9 protein-coding genes are annotated in these 16,585 nt (G+C 33.5%); all 9 read left to right on the forward strand.

The window, feature by feature from the left end; all coding sequences use genetic code 11:
- Window positions 1-1,666, forward strand: a 1,666-nt coding sequence (locus IR010_RS19280; RefSeq protein ID WP_194606004.1) for a gliding motility-associated C-terminal domain-containing protein, incomplete at its 5' end; no start/stop codon positions are given.
- 51 nt (window positions 1,667-1,717) lie between these two features.
- A complete protein-coding gene (locus tag IR010_RS19285; RefSeq protein ID WP_194606006.1) occupies window positions 1,718-2,623 on the forward strand; it encodes a type IX secretion system membrane protein PorP/SprF in 906 nt (301 codons plus the stop codon).
- A gap of 10 nt (window positions 2,624-2,633) precedes the next feature.
- Window positions 2,634-4,634, forward strand: coding sequence for an OmpA family protein (locus tag IR010_RS19290; RefSeq protein WP_194606008.1), 2,001 nt, complete (start codon window positions 2,634-2,636; stop codon window positions 4,632-4,634).
- Between the two features lie 252 nt (window positions 4,635-4,886).
- Window positions 4,887-5,312: a CBS domain-containing protein gene (locus IR010_RS19295; protein ID WP_029273144.1), complete on the forward strand. Its 426-nt coding sequence runs from the start codon at window positions 4,887-4,889 to the stop codon at window positions 5,310-5,312.
- Between the two features lie 160 nt (window positions 5,313-5,472).
- On the forward strand, window positions 5,473-7,764 hold the full coding sequence (locus IR010_RS19300) for an NADP-dependent malic enzyme (RefSeq protein ID WP_194606010.1): 2,292 nt from the start codon (window positions 5,473-5,475) through the stop codon (window positions 7,762-7,764).
- 66 nt (window positions 7,765-7,830) lie between these two features.
- Entirely contained in the window at window positions 7,831-8,412 is a 582-nt protein-coding gene (ruvA, locus tag IR010_RS19305; RefSeq protein ID WP_029273146.1) for a Holliday junction branch migration protein RuvA, read from the forward strand.
- Window positions 8,413-8,435: 23 nt separating this feature from the next.
- The gene (gene sprA / locus IR010_RS19310; protein ID WP_194606012.1) at window positions 8,436-15,635 is read left to right on the forward strand and encodes a cell surface protein SprA; all 7,200 of its coding nucleotides are present in this window, start codon (window positions 8,436-8,438) and stop codon (window positions 15,633-15,635) included.
- 84 nt (window positions 15,636-15,719) lie between these two features.
- Entirely contained in the window at window positions 15,720-16,100 is a 381-nt protein-coding gene (gcvH, locus tag IR010_RS19315) for a glycine cleavage system protein GcvH (protein ID WP_029273148.1), read from the forward strand.
- Window positions 16,101-16,155: 55 nt separating this feature from the next.
- On the forward strand, window positions 16,156-16,476 hold the full coding sequence (locus IR010_RS19320) for a VanZ family protein (protein ID WP_228515204.1): 321 nt from the start codon (window positions 16,156-16,158) through the stop codon (window positions 16,474-16,476).
- Window positions 16,477-16,585 lie beyond the last annotated feature (109 nt).

Below are 16,585 nucleotides of genomic sequence, written 5' to 3' on the forward strand. Positions count from 1 at the left end.
AACTGTAACCGCACCTATAATGACTGTAACTGCAACAAGTTACTGCTCAAATAATGTTCCGTATGTATCATACACCGTTACACCGGATAATTTTACACCAAATAATTTATTAACAGTAAAATGGATCGACAGTGCAAATAATGTAGTTGCAACTCAGACCAATTTACCACTAAATGGTACTATTTTATGGCCAGGTGCAATTGTTGATGGAAATGGTACTGGTGTTGATTGGCCAGGATGGTTATTGACAAATGGCCAATGGATTGAAGGTGCTGACGGATTTGAAAATACCAGAACAGGAGTTACGATGGAATTTTCATTAAACCCTACTGTAAATGTTGCCGTAAATTACCCGACAGCAACGCCACAATGTAATGCAAGACCAACTTTTGCAATCAAAGCAAATAATGATACTGCAGGGCCAATAGACACTAATAAAGGAATAAGTACATCATTAAATATATATGATAATGATACTTTAAACGGAGTTTCTATAAATCCAGCAAATGCTGTTTTAAGTACTGTTGTTCCAAATGCTAACTTGATTTTGAATGCCAACGGTTCGGTTGATGTGAAATCAGGAACAGCATCAGGAATTTACCAGTTAACATACCAAATCTGCGATGCTTCAAATTCGTCAAATTGCAGTCAGGCAATTGTAAAAGTTACCGTAGTCAACACTGTAGCTTCTCTGCCAACAGTGATTATTACAAAAGATGATTTGGGAGCAAATGTAGATGGAATTAACGGAGAACTTGAGTTTATTAATGTTTTAGCGAATGATGTTTTAAATGGATTGCCAATTAATCCAGCAAATGTTGTAATTGCTAATACTCCACAAAGTCCGTATTTTGAATTTAATTCAGACGGAACTGTAAATGTTAAACCAAATACACCTGGAGGAAATTATGCATTAACATACCAAGTTTGTGAAAAAGCAAATTCATCTATTTGCAGTACAGCAACATTAAATGTATTTGTTGAGGTTCCTAATATTGCCATTATAAAAACTGCTGTTTTTAATGACGAAAATGCAAGTGGATTTGCAAATGCAGGAGAGACTATTACATATAAATTTAAAGTAACAAATACCGGTAACGTTCCATTAAAAAATATTAAGATTTCTGATCCTTTGCCAGGAGTTGTAGTTTCTGGACAGCCAATTACTTTAGAGCCGGGCGAATCAGATGAAAATACCTTTACAGCTCAATATAAAATAACTCAAGATGATATTAATCGAGGCAGTGTAAGCAATCAGGCGACTGTATCTGGTTCAAGTGAAAAAGGAATTACTGTTGATGATAAATCTGATGATGCAAGTAACGGAGGAGATAATCCAACGGTATTGAACTTAAACGGCTGTCAGATAAAAGTCATGAATTCTTTCTCTCCAAATGGAGATTCTAAAAACGCAAGATTCTACATTCAAGGATTGGAATGTTATCCTGACAATACGGTTGAAATTTATAACCGTTGGGGAGTTCTGGTATTTGATATTGATCATTATAATAATGAAGATCGAGTTTTTGTGGGAATCTCAGCAGGACGAGCAACCGTAAAACAATCAGACGGACTTCCGGTTGGAACGTATTTCTATATCCTTAAATATAGAGATAGTGATTCAAATCAGCATGAAATGTCCGGTTACGTTTATATCAATAAATAAAAAAATGATAGACGGTTTAGTTTCAACTAGACCGTTTTTAAAGCTTATTAAATGAAGAGATTAATTTTAGTTTTTATGTTTTTTTCGGTTGTGTGTTCAGCGCAGCAAGATGCTCAGTATTCTCAATACATGTATAATACAATTTCAGTCAATCCTGCTTATGCGGGTTCACGAGGTGTATTAAGTGTTTTTGGGTTATACCGTACACAATGGATTGGGCTTGATGGAGCACCAGAAACCAGTACTTTTTCAATCAATACGCCTTTAAATAATAGTAAATTAGGATTGGGTGTCTCTTTAGTAAACGATAAAATCGGACCCACTAACGAGAATAATTTATCGGCAGATTTATCATATAGTATTCCAACTTCTGAAACTTTTAAACTCTCTTTCGGAATAAAAGCTTCTGCAAATATTTTTAATCTTGATGTGAGTAAATTAAGTTATGAAAATCAAGATGATCCTCAATTTCAAAATTTAAAAAATAGAATTACACCAAATGTTGGAGCAGGAGTTTATTGGCATTCAGACAAAGCTTATTTAGGATTATCTATTCCTAATTTTATCGAAACAAATCGTTACGATGACAATGATACGGCTATTTTCAAAGAAAAAATAAACTATTATTTTATGGCGGGTTACGTTTTTGATATCAATTATGATGTTAAATTCAAACCAGCATTGTTGACAAAAATGGTTCAAGGCGCTCCTTTACAGATTGACGTTTCGGGCAATTTTATGTTTTATGACAAGTTTACGCTTGGTGTTGCTTATCGCTGGAGTGCTTCATTAAGTGCTATGGCAGGATTTCAAATTTCAGACGGTTTGTATCTAGGATACGGTTATGATCACGAAACAACGAATTTAAGAAAATACAATTCTGGATCGCATGAAATTTTCCTTCGTTTCGAGTTTTTTAATAATTATAATAAAATGACATCCCCAAGATTCTTCTAATTAAACTACTATGAGAATTAAAAATTTAAGCTATGCCGTTTTGTTTCTATGTGTTTTTTTCAAAACAAACGCTCAAACAATTAATACAAATTACGCAGATAAAAAATATGATGAATACGCTTACGCGGATGCTATAAAAGCTTATGAAAACATTGTAAAAAAAGGTGTAAAGGATGAGAAAATTGTACAGCGATTAGGAAATTCATATTACTTTATTGGAGAATTAACTGAAGCTGTAAAATGGTATGATGAATTGTTTTTAATAAATGAAAACCAAGAATCTGAATATTTATACCGATATGCCCAATGTTTAAAATCAGCAGGAAACTATCGCAAGGCAGATGAGGTTTTAGAGAAATTCAATCAAAAAGCAGGTTTAGAAAAAAGAGCAGCTTTAGTACGAAATGATAAAAATTATTTAGAAGAAATAAAATCAAATTCTGGTCGATTTGAAGTTGCCGATGCCGGAGTTAATTCTCCTTATTCAGATTACGGAAGCGTTGTTTATGATAACAAAATAGTTTTTACTTCGGCTAGAGATACTGGCGGAGTGGCAAAAAACAATTTTAAATGGACAAATAAATCGTTTTCAAAATTATACAAGGCTGCATTAATGCCTGACGGAAGTGTTGGGAATCCAGAACTTTTTCAGAAAAAAGAAAATACAAAATTCAACGAGTCAACTCCTGTTTTTACAAAAGATGGCAGAACAATGTATTTTACACGAAATAATTTTATTGATGGAAAAAGAGGAAGAAGCGAAAATAAAGTAACGCTTTTAAAATTATACAAAGCAGAATTGGTTGAAGACGAATGGATAAATATAAAAGAGCTTCCGTTTAACAGCGATCAATACAGTACGGCCCATCCTGCGTTAAGTCTGGATGAAAAAACATTGTATTTTGCGTCAGATATGCCAGGAACTTTAGGGCAGTCTGATTTATATAAAGTAACTATAAATGAAGATGGCAGTTTTGGAGAACCAAAGAATTTAGGCCCTTCAATTAATACTGAAGGAAGAGAAACTTTTCCTTTTATTTCAGGAGATAACGAACTTTATTTTGCAACTGACGGGCGTCCAGGATTGGGCGGGCTTGATATTTTTGTTTCAAAAATAAACAACGACGGCACTTTAGATGATATACAGAACGTAGGCGAGCCAATAAATAGCAAGCAAGATGATTTTGGATTTACTATTGACAGTAAAAACAGAAACGGATTTTTTTCTTCTAATAGAGAAAGCGGTCACGGTTTAGATGATATTTATCGCTTTACAGAAACCAGAAGATTAATTTGTGAACAAGACTTGATGGGAACTGTAACTGATGCTGAATCAAAAGAAGCAATAGCAAATACATCTCTAACTTTGTTTGATGAAAATTTCAATTTAGTTTTAAATGTTTTGTCAGATGGAAATGGAAATTATTTGTTTCCGAAGGTAAAATGCGGTAAAAAATATGCAATAAGAACCGCTAAAGATGATTACGGAGTAAAACAAATTTCAATAGCAATCAAGAGAGAAACAGGAAAAACAGTTTTGCCAATTTCTATTGAAAAGAATTTTGTGCCAATGACCGCTAAAGTAATAAATGTTAAAAAAGTAACGATAGCGCCGGTGAAATTTGGTTCTATAAAAGTTGGAACAGATTTGGCTAAATTACTTCATATTCCAATGAACTTTTTTGATCTAGGCAAAGCAACTATCAAAAAAACATCTGAACCTCAATTGCTGAAATTAGTAGATGTTTTAAATCAATATCCAAATATAAAACTTGATATTCGTTCGCATACAGACAGTCGTCAATCGGCTTCAAATAATCAAATTCTTTCAGATAAAAGAGCACAATCAACTAAAGAATGGCTGGTTCAGAAAGGAATTGATGCAAACCGATTAAACGCGAAGGGTTATGGAGAAACACGATTAGTAAATAAATGTGCCGATGGTGTAAAATGCACAGAGAAAGAGCATCAGCAAAACAGAAGAAGTGAATTTATTATTACGAATATGTAAAATAGATCTAAAGCATAAAAAAGCCTTTTCTAAATTTAGAAAAGGCTTTTTTGTAAAAGTGTTTATAATCAAAATTGATGATTTATTCACAAAAAAAACCTCTAAATCATTCCTTTATTTATGAGAAAATTTTGATTTTTTTAAATTTCATGTATTATGTTTAAAATGAATTAATTAACTTTTAAAAAATCGATTTCGCTGTAATTTATATACATTTCTTTTTTAACTTTATAGTTCTAAAATTTTTCAGATATGACTGTAAATCAAATACTAAACGCAAAAGGGAAAAATGTTTATTCGGTGCTTTCAACAACAACCGTATATGAAGCGTTGAAAGTAATGGGAGAAAAAAACATTGGGGCTATCCTCGTGATTGATGGAACCGACTTAAAAGGAATATTGTCTGAAAGAGATTATGCTCGAAAAATCGTTTTAAAAGACAAGTCATCAAAAGAGACTTTTGTACATGAAATTATGGAAAGTAACGTTTTTTCAGTAAACCTTTCAAACAATATCGAAGATTGTATGGAGCTGATGAGTACAAAGAGAATCCGACATTTACCAGTTTTAGAAGATGGAACTGTTGTTGGAATAATCTCGATCAGCGATGTTGTAAAAGCAATTATAGAAATTCAAAAAGATACCATAAATCATTTAAACTCTTATATTTCGCAGTAAAATAGTTCTTAAAAATATACTTTTAAAAATAGTCCAAATAACAGTGGACTATTTTTTTTTGACCGCTAAATATTTTATTTTAAGAAAAGAAAGCCATAAAAAGACGCCTTTTTAAACCAAGACTTATATCTTTGTAAGCTAGAATAAAAGCTAAAAAATAATGAACAAAGAGAGTAAAAGAAGAGACGCGTTACTGTACCATTCAGAGCCAACTCCAGGAAAAATTCAGGTAGTTCCAACAAAAAAATATGCAACCCAAAGAGATTTATCTTTGGCTTATTCGCCAGGTGTTGCTGAGCCATGTTTAGAAATTGCAGCAAACGTCGATGACGTTTATAAATATACAGCAAAAGGAAATTTAGTTGCCGTTATATCAAACGGTACAGCTGTTTTAGGACTTGGGGATATTGGCCCAGAAGCTTCTAAACCAGTTATGGAAGGAAAAGGTTTGTTGTTTAAAATTTTCTCTGATATCGATGTTTTTGATATCGAAATCGGAACAAAAGATATAGAAGAATTTATTCAGACCGTAAAAAATATTGCCCCAACTTTTGGAGGAATAAATCTAGAAGATATTAAAGCGCCAGAATCTTTTGAAATTGAAAGAAGACTGGTTGAAGAATTAGATATTCCGGTAATGCACGATGATCAGCATGGTACTGCAATCATTTCATCTGCAGCATTGATTAATGCACTTGAATTAGCAGGAAAAAAAGCTGAAGACGTAAAAATGGTAGTTTCTGGCGCAGGTTCGGCTGCAATAGCTTGTACTGATTTGTATGTTTTATTAGGTGTAAAAGTGGAGAATATTTTAATGTATAACAGTAAAGGACTTTTAACAAAAGATAATCCTTCACTATCAGAATTACAATTAAAATATGCTGTCGATGGTCCTAAAATTGAGTTAGCTGAAGCTGTAAAAGATGCAGATGTCTTTATCGGACTTTCTTCAGGAGATATTTTGTCTCCTGAAATGTTATTGGGAATGAAAGATAATCCGATTGTTTTTGCAATGGCAAATCCAAATCCGGAAATCGATTATAATTTAGCTACAGAAACTCGTAAAGACGTTATTATGGCTACAGGACGTTCAGATTTTCCTAATCAGGTAAATAACGTTTTAGGTTTTCCTTATATTTTTAGAGGAGCTTTAGATGTTAGAGCGACTAAAATTAACGAAGACATGAAAATGGCAGCTGTAAAAGCTTTAGCTATTTTAGCAAAAGAGCCAGTTCCAGAACAAGTTAACGTAGCTTATGGTGCAACAAAATTAGGTTTCGGAAGAGATTATATTATCCCGAAACCATTTGATCCAAGATTAATTACTGTAGTAGCGCCGGCTGTTGCAAAAGCAGCGATGGAATCTGGAGTTGCTAAAAATCCTATTACTGACTGGGCCGCATATGAAGATGCGCTTCGCGAACGTATGGGTAATGATAACAAAATGGTGCGTTTGATTACAAATCGTGCTAAATTAGATCCTAAACGAATTGTTTTTGCAGAAGCAGACCAATTAAACGTTTTAAAAGCAGCTCAAATTGTTTATGAAGATGGTATCGGTTTTCCAATTCTATTAGGAAATAAAGACGTAATTCTAGAGCTTAAAGCTGAACTAGGTTTTGATGCCGAAATTGAAATCATTGATCCTAAAACTACTGAAGAAGAGGCAAGAAGAAATAGATTTGCTACTTCATATTGGGAAACAAGAGAAAGAAGAGGCGTTTCTTTACTCGACGCTCAAAAATACATGCGTGAAAGAAATTATTTCGCAGCAATGATGGTAAACGAAGGTGAAGCAGATGCTTTGGTAACAGGTCATACAAGAAGTTACCCTACCGTAGTAAAACCAATGTTGCAGTTAATTGATAAAGCACAAGGAGCTTCTCTTGTTGCAACAGCAAATATGATGCTGACTTCAAGAGGACCAATGTTTTTATCGGATACTGCTATAAATATCAATCCATCTTCAGAAGACTTGGTGAATATTGCGATCATGACTGCTAAAACAGCTAAAATGTTTGGAATTGAGCCTGTTATTGCGATGGTTTCATATTCAAATTTCGGATCATCAACACATCAAAATGCTTCAAAAGTAAGAGATGCAGTTGCATATTTGCATAAAAATTATCCTGATATGATTGTTGATGGAGAAATTCAAGCTGACTTTGCATTAAATCCAGAGATGCTTCAAGAAAAATTCCCTTTCTCTAAATTAGCAGGTAAAAAAGTAAATACTTTGGTTTTCCCTAACTTAGAATCAGCAAATATTACATATAAATTATTGAAAGAATTGTACAAGGTAAATTCTATAGGTCCTATCATGATGGGTATGGGTAAACCAGTGCATATTTTCCAATTAGGCGCAAGTGTTGAAGAGATGGTAAATATGGCTGCAATCGCAGTTATTGATGCTCAGGAGAAAGAAAATAAAAAGAATAAATTAGCTAAATAGTCGATATAATAAGGATCGAATAATATTGTCTTATTTTTATTATATTTGATTACTATAAATTATACTATGATAGCACATTTGCAGGGAAAATTAGTTGAAAAGAATCCTACAGAAGTTGTAATTGATTGCGGAGGTGTGGGATATCATGTAAATATATCATTACACACTTTTTCATTACTTCCTAATGCTGACTTTATAAAATTGTATACGCATCTTCTAATTAAAGAAGATGCGCATACTTTATTTGGTTTTGTCGAAAAATCGGAACGCGAAATATTTAGAATGCTGCTTTCAGTTTCGGGTATTGGAGCCAATATCGCGCGTACGATGTTATCTTCAATAGAGCCAAGACAAATTATCAATGCTATTGCCTCTGGAGATGTTGGCGTGATACAATCTATCAAAGGTATTGGAAACAAAACAGCACAGAGAGTTATACTTGATTTGAAGGAAAAAGTGTTAAAGTTATACGATTTAGACGAAGTTTCAGTAGTTCAAAACAATACAAATCGAGATGAAGCGTTATCTGCTTTGGAAGTTTTAGGTTTTGTTCGAAAAACTTCAGAAAAAGTAGTAGAAAAGATTGTAAAAGAGGATCCGGAAGCTACAGTAGAAGCAATCATAAAAAAAGCTTTAAAAAGCTTGTAACTCAACTAACATAAACGAATTGTATGCGTAAAATTTGTATTTTTTTACTGGTTTTATTTTGCGGTAATGTTTTGCGATCGCAAGTAAATCCAGCAGTTCAAGATACAACTAAAACTCAGTTTTCTACAGGAAAAGTAGAGTTGAAAGATCCACCAAGCGTACTTTCAGGTTATAAATATGATCCGGTTACAGACCGTTATATTTATACCAATTCAGTTGATGGCTTCAATATCAATTATCCTCTTGTTTTAACTCCCAGAGAGTACGAAGATTTAGTTTTGAAGGAATCTAGAAGAGATTATTTTAGAAAAAAATCTGATGCTATTGACGGTAAAAAGACAGGAAGTGAAGCTGCAAAAAAAGATCTGCTCCCTCGATATTATGTCAATTCAAGTCTTTTTGAAAGTATCTTTGGAAGTAATACTATCGATGTAAAGCCTACAGGATCAGTTGAAATGGATTTAGGTGTTCGTTACACTAAACAAGATAATCCTTCATTCTCACCTCGAAACAGATCAAGCCTTACATTTGACTTTGATCAGCGAATCAGTATGAGTTTAATGGGTAAAGTAGGTACTCGATTAGCGGTAAATGCTAATTATGACACTCAGTCTACATTTGCTTTTCAAAACTTATTTAAACTTGCCTATACGCCTTCAGAAGATGATATTGTTCAAAACGTAGAAGTTGGTAATGTAAGCATGCCTTTAAACAGTACTCTTATTCGTGGAGCACAAAGTTTATTTGGAGTTAAGACAAAACTTCAATTTGGCAAAACTACTGTAACCGGTGTTTTTTCGGAACAAAAATCTCAAACAAAGAGTATAGTTGCAGAAGGTGGCGGAACAGTTCAAAATTTTGATTTGTATGCTTTAGACTATGACAATGACAGACACTTTTTCTTATCTCAGTATTTTAGAAATAAATATGATGCTTCTTTAAAAAACTATCCATTTATTGATAGCCGTGTACAGATAACAAGATTAGAAGTTTGGGTAACCAACAAACAAAACAGAGTTAGCACAACAAGTAATAACTTGCGAAATATTATTGCCCTTCAAGATTTAGGTGAGGGACAGATTACAGGAGTTACAGATAATGAAGTTGTGGTTATCAGTTCTTCAGCTGGTTTCTTTAATAATGCTCCAGATTCTCCAACAGATAACGATAATAATAAATACAATCCTGCTGCAATTGGACAGGCGGGTTCGTATTTAAATTCGAATATTAGAGAAATTGTAACTGCTAAATCAGGTTTTAATAATACGAATGTAAGTGAAGGAACAGATTATTCAGTTTTAGAAAATGCACGAAAATTAACTTCGAACGAATATACTTTTAATTCACAATTAGGATATATCTCTTTACAGCAGCGTTTGGCAAATGATGAAATTTTAGCCGTTGCTTTTGAATACACTGTTGGAGGTCAGGTTTACCAAGTAGGAGAATTTGGTAGTGATGGAGTTGACGCTACAGTTGTTACGGGAAACAATAATGCAAATCAGGCGATTATTTCTCAGAGTTTGATCTTGAAAATGCTTAAAAGCAATTTGACCAACGTACAAAATCCAGTTTGGAATTTGATGATGAAAAACGTGTATCAAATTCCACAAGCTTATCAAATTAAACAAGACGATTTTAGATTAAATATTCTTTATACAGATCCTTCGCCTATAAATTATATTACGCCAGTTTCAGGAACGACATTTCCGGCCAATCCTACAGCAGATAATAAAGTAGATCAAACTCCATTATTAAATGTATTCAACTTAGACCGATTAAACTACAACAACGATCCACAGACAGGCGGAGATGGTTTCTTTGATTACCTTCCAGGTATAACAGTTGATGTACAAAACGGGCGTATCATTTTTACAACTAAAGAACCTTTTGGGGAATTATTGTTTAAAAAATTACAAAATTCAGGTTCTGGAGAAACGTATAATGATCCAAATACTTATAATGCAAACCAGCAGAAATATGTATTTAGAAACATGTATAGAAATACTCAATCTGGAGCTTTGCAGGACAGTGATAAAAATAAATTTTTATTGAGAGGAAAATACAAATCTTCAGGAAATAATGGTATTCCTATCGGAGCATTTAATGTACCGCAAGGTTCTGTTGTGGTAACTGCGGCAGGTCGGGTTTTAGTTGAAGGAATCGATTACAGTGTCGATTATCAGTTGGGCCGTGTGCAGATTTTAGATCCTTCGCTTCAGGCTTCGAATACACCAATTGAAGTTTCTTTAGAAAACAATTCTATTTTCGGGCAACAGACTCGAAGATTCATGGGTTTTAATATTGAACATAAAATTTCAGAAAAATTTGTTATTGGCGGTACATATTTAAAAATGACCGAAAGACCTTTTACACAAAAATCAAGTTACGGACAAGAATCTGTAAACAACACGATTTTTGGTTTTAATGGAAATTACGCAACAGAGGTTCCTTTCTTTACGAGATTAGTAAATAAACTTCCGAATATTGATACTGATGTTCCATCAAATCTTTCGGTACGCGGAGAAATTGCATTCTTAAAACCAGATGCGCCAAAAGCAAGCGATTTTGAGGGCGAAGCTACTATTTATGTTGATGATTTCGAAGGCTCACAATCTACAATCGATATGCGATCAGCTTATGCTTGGAGTTTAGCCTCTACACCATTTTTGAATTCAATAAATGACAATACTTTTAATGCCAACTCCAATACTTTAGAGTACGGCTATAAACGTGCAAAATTGGCATGGTATACGATTGATCCAATTTTTTACTCTTCAAAACCTTCCGGTATTTCAAATGATGATCTGTCATTAAATACAACAAGAAGGGTTTACAGTAAAGAACTTTATCCAAATACAGATATTGCTCAAGGCCAAATTCAAGTCATTAATACGCTTGATTTAACTTATTTCCCGGCTGATAGAGGGCCTTATAATAACAATCCAAGTTTTGGTACAAGTCCGGCTACTTCCAATTTTGGAGGAATTATGCGTTCTCTAAACTCTACTAATTTTGAACAAGGAAATGTAGAGTATATTCAGTTTTGGGTACTTGATCCTTACGTTGGAAATGGAGAAGCATCAACGAATAACACAGGTAAAATTTACTTCAATTTAGGTGAGATTTCTGAAGACGTATTAAAAGACGGAAGAAAACAATATGAAAATGGTTTAGGTCCAGATCAGGTATTGGTAAACCCACAACCGCTTTGGGGAGATGTTCCGGCATCTCAATCTTTAATTTATGCATTTGATACCAATACAGACAATCGTAAAAGCCAAGATGTTGGTCTTGACGGTTTGCCAAGCGCAAGAGAGGGTTCTATCTATACCAATTACGCAGGAGAAGCAGATCCAGCAGCTGATGATTATAAGTATTATTTGAATACAGATGGAGGAGTTTTAGACCGCTACAAGCAATATAATGGTGTTGAAGGGAACTCAGCCGTAAGTGTTGATGATCCGAATAGAGGGGCAACAACTTTGCCTGACGTTGAAGATATTAATCGTGACAATACAATGAATACGATTAACGCATATTATGAATATAGTGTTGATGTTAGACCTGGAATGCAGGTTGGACAAAATTATATTACTGATATTCGTGAAGTTAGCAATGTTGAATTGCCAAACGGCGGGACAACAACTGCAAGATGGATTCAGTTTAAAATTCCTGTTTCGCAGCCACAAAATACAATCGGGAATATTACTGATTTTAGATCAATCCGTTTCATGCGTATGTTTATGACTGGTTTTAATGATCAAATGACGGTTCGTTTTGGAGCTTTAGATTTAGTAAGAGGAGAATGGAGAAGATATACAGGTACTCTTGATGCTAATGATACAAATCCAGATGATGACGGAGTTGAATTTGATGTTGCTGCAGTTAATATTCAAGAAAACAGTACAAAATGCCCGGTAAATTATGTGATTCCTCCTGGAGTGCAGCGAGAGCAATTGTACAATAATAATACAATTATCAATCAAAATGAGCAATCTCTAGCAGTTCGAGTTGGAGGAGCTGGATTGCAGTACCAAGATTCTAGAGCAGTATTTAAAAATGTAAGTGTTGATATGCGTCAATACAAGAAACTTAAAATGTTTTTGCACGCAGAATCTCTTCCAAACGAAAGCACTTTGTTAGATGATGAAATGGTTGGTTTTATTCGTTTTGGTAATGACTTCACACAAAACTATTATCAAGTCGAAATTCCGTTAAAAGTTACCGGTGCCGGCGGATCTTGTACTATAAGTCCTGATCAGGTTTGGCTGGATGATAATAATATCGATTTGGCACTTGAGTTATTGACCAAAATGAAAATTAAGGCAATGAGTATTGACATCAATTCAGATAAGCGAGATATTAATGGCGTATATTATCCTGATGACGATTTAAGTTTAAATGGTGGAGACGGTGACAGTAAATTAAGATTAGGTATAAAAGGAAATCCAAATTTTGGTTTGGTTCGAAATTTAATGGTCGGAGTAAAGAGCAGGGCAGATCATAAAGATATTAAAGGAGAAGTTTGGTTTAACGAGCTTCGTATGTCTGATTTAGATAATAAAGGCGGAATGGCGGCATTATTAAATGTTGATACCAATATGGCCGATTTTGCAACTGTTTCTGCAACGGGTAAAAAAAGTACGATTGGTTTTGGATCTTTAGAACAAGGAGCAAACGAAAGAGACCGTGAAGATATTCAGCAATATAATATTGTAACGAATTTAAATTTAGGAAAATTATTGCCACGCAAATGGGGAATTAATTTGCCATTTAATTATGCAATTGGTGAAGAAGTAATTACACCAGAATACGATCCTTTTAATCAAGATATAAAATTAGATCAGTTGCTTAGAGAAACCACTGATGAAGCAGAAAAAGATAATATCAGGACTCGTGCTGTAGATTATACAAAACGTACAAGTGTTAATCTTATAGGAGTTAGAAAAGATAGAGCACCAGAACAAAAACCACACGTTTATGATGTCGAAAACTTTACATTCTCGCAGTCCTACAACCAAGTAGATCGTCATGATTATGAAGTAGAAGATTATCAGGATCAGCAGTCGAATTCGGCTGTGAATTATGCATACACTTTTCAGCCTAAAGAAGTTGTTCCTTTTAAACAGACCAAATTCATGAAGAAAAGTGATTATTGGAAGCTCTTAAGTGATTTTAATTTTAATTATTTGCCTTCTAATATTACTTTTAATACTAATATTTTAAGACAAAGCAACCGTCAGCAATACAGACAAGTTGAGGTTGAGGGAATTGGTCTTGATCCTCTTTACAGAAGAAATTTTGCGTTTAATTATCAATACGGATTTGGTTATAATTTGACAAAATCTGTAAAAATAAATTATACTGCAGCATCAAATAATATTGTAAAAAATTATTTGAATGAAGATAATACGCCTAAAGAAGATTTTAATATTTGGGATAATTATTTTGACATAGGAACACCAAATCAGCACTTGCAGCAGTTTATTGTGAATTGGGATCTGCCAATCAATAAAATTCCCGTTTTAAGTTTTGTAAAAGCGAGTTATTCGTATACGGCAGATTACAGCTGGCAAAGATCTTCGACTGCTTTATCTGAATTTGTTGATGAGGACGGGACTTCATATAATTTAGGAAATACGATTCAAAACGCAAATTCAAATACATTGACAACAACATTTAATATGAATATGTTGTACAAGTATTTAGGTTTGACTCCAGGCGCTAAAGCAGCAAAAGCAAAACCAGCAACACCTCCGAAACCAGGTGAGAAAATTGTTAATACAGCCAAACCGGTTGCCAGCAGTAGTCCTTTTTATGATAGTATGATTGGAATTTTGACAAGTGTAAAAAATATTCAGGTTAATTATACTAAAAATAGCGGAACTGTTTTACCAGGTTATACACCAAGCGTTGGTTTCTTAGGAACTTCAAAACCATCATTAGGATTTGTTTTTGGAAGTCAAGATGATGTTCGTTACGAAGCAGCAAAAAATGGCTGGTTAACGAATTATGATAATTTCAATCAAAATTTTACTCAGGTAACCAATAAGCTTTTAAAAGTAACAGCTAATATAGACTTATTGCCAGATTTAAAAATTGATTTAACAATGGATCGCGCATATTCTGAAAATTCATCTGAGCAATATAGTGTTGTTAATGGAGAATATATGCCTTTGTCACCTTATACTTATGGAATGTTTTCTATTTCAACAGTATTGATAAAAACTTCTTTTGCAACTAGTAATGAAACACAATCTGCCGCTTTTGACGATTTTAGAAATAATCGTTTAGTTATTGCAAATCGTTTGGCTGAGGAGCGTTACGGCGCAGGCAGTGTGATTCCGAGATATGGGGATGCCAATAATCCTATTCCGGCAGAAACAGATGCTAATTATGCTTTGTATACTGCCAATCAAGGATATCCTATTGGTTTTACAAAAAGCAATCAGGCGGTTTTATTGCCATCATTTTTGGCGGCATATTCTGGAGGAAATGCATCAAGCAGTTCAACAGATATTTTTAGAAGTTTCCCAATTCCAAACTGGAGTATAAAATACAACGGTTTGATGCGCTACAAATATTTTAAAGATAAGTTTAAACGTTTTTCATTACAGCATAATTACAGAGCATCTTATACTATAAATCAGTTTAGGTCAAATTTTGATTATAATGAAAACCCAGGCGGACAAGATATAAATACCAATTTTTACAACAAAACAATTATGTCTAATGTCAATTTGGTTGAGCAGTTTAGCCCGCTTATCCGAGTAGATTTTGAGTTGAAGAGTTCATTGCGTCTGCTTACTGAAATCAAAAAAGACAGAGCATTATCAATGAGTTTTGATAATAATTTGTTGACAGAAGTTAAGGGAATTGAATATGTTGTTGGTATGGGATATCGTTTTAAAGATGTTATTTTCTCTTCTAGATTAGCAGATAATCCAACAGGAATTATCAAAAGTGACATCAATATAAAAGCTGATTTTTCTTTTAGAAATAATGAAACATTAGTGCGCTATTTAGATTATGACAACAATCAATTGGCAGCAGGTCAAAATATTTGGTCATTAAAACTGACAGCAGATTATGCATTCAGCAAAAACTTGACTGCTATATTCTATTACGATCATTCATTTTCAAAAGCAGTAATTTCAACGTCGTTTCCGTTAACAAATATTAGATCAGGATTCACGCTTCGATATAATTTTGGAAATTAATTTTTAGTTTCTAAACTAGATTTCATTAGAAGATTGTTACATTTGTGGCTTAAAAATTCAATTATCAATTTCAAACATACTATTATGAGCATACCAGCAAATTTAAAGTACACAAAAGATCACGAATGGGTTAGCATCGAAGGAGATGTTGCAACTGTAGGAATTACTCATTTTGCACAAAAAGAATTAGGAGATATCGTGTATGTTGAAGTAGAAACTTTAGATCAAACACTTGATAAAGATGAGGTTTTTGGAACCGTTGAAGCTGTAAAAACTGTTTCGGATTTATTTTTGCCTTTAACAGGAGAAATTATTGCTTTTAATGAAAGCCTAGAAAGTGCTCCAGAAACAGTAAACTCTGATCCTTACGGAGCTGGATGGATGATTAAAATAAAAATTGCTGATGCATCAGAAATAGATACTTTACTATCTGACGAAGCTTATAAAGAACTTATTGGTGCCTAAACAACTGCTGTTAATTTGGGCAATTTTATGCTCAGGTATAATCACTTATTTTTGTTTGACAGATGCAAGTAATATTCCTGCCGTAAATTTCCCAAGTATAGATAAAATTGTACATTTTTGTTTTCATTTTGGATTTACAATTTCTTGGATTTTGTTCTTCAAAAAGGAGCTTAAAGGAAAAGCACCGGATGATTTTAAGGCCTATTTTATTTCGTTTATATTTTCTGTTTTTTTCGGAATTACAATCGAAATACTGCAAGGTGTTTTTACAATCACGAGAGCAGCTGATGTGACTGATGTTTTAGCAAATGCACTTGGAGCTTTAATTGGTGTTTTTACAGCAATAGCTTTTAAAAAGCAAATTGACAAAATATAAGAATATAATTACCCACTTCGGTGGGTTTTTTATTGGAATAAAATGAAGCTTTGCAAAGAGCACTTTTTTTCAATTTAAAATGTATTTTTGTGCCATTCAATGTAATAGT

Source organism: Flavobacterium sp. MR2016-29 (genome assembly GCF_015350695.1).
Taxonomy (GTDB): Bacteria; Bacteroidota; Bacteroidia; order Flavobacteriales; family Flavobacteriaceae; genus Flavobacterium.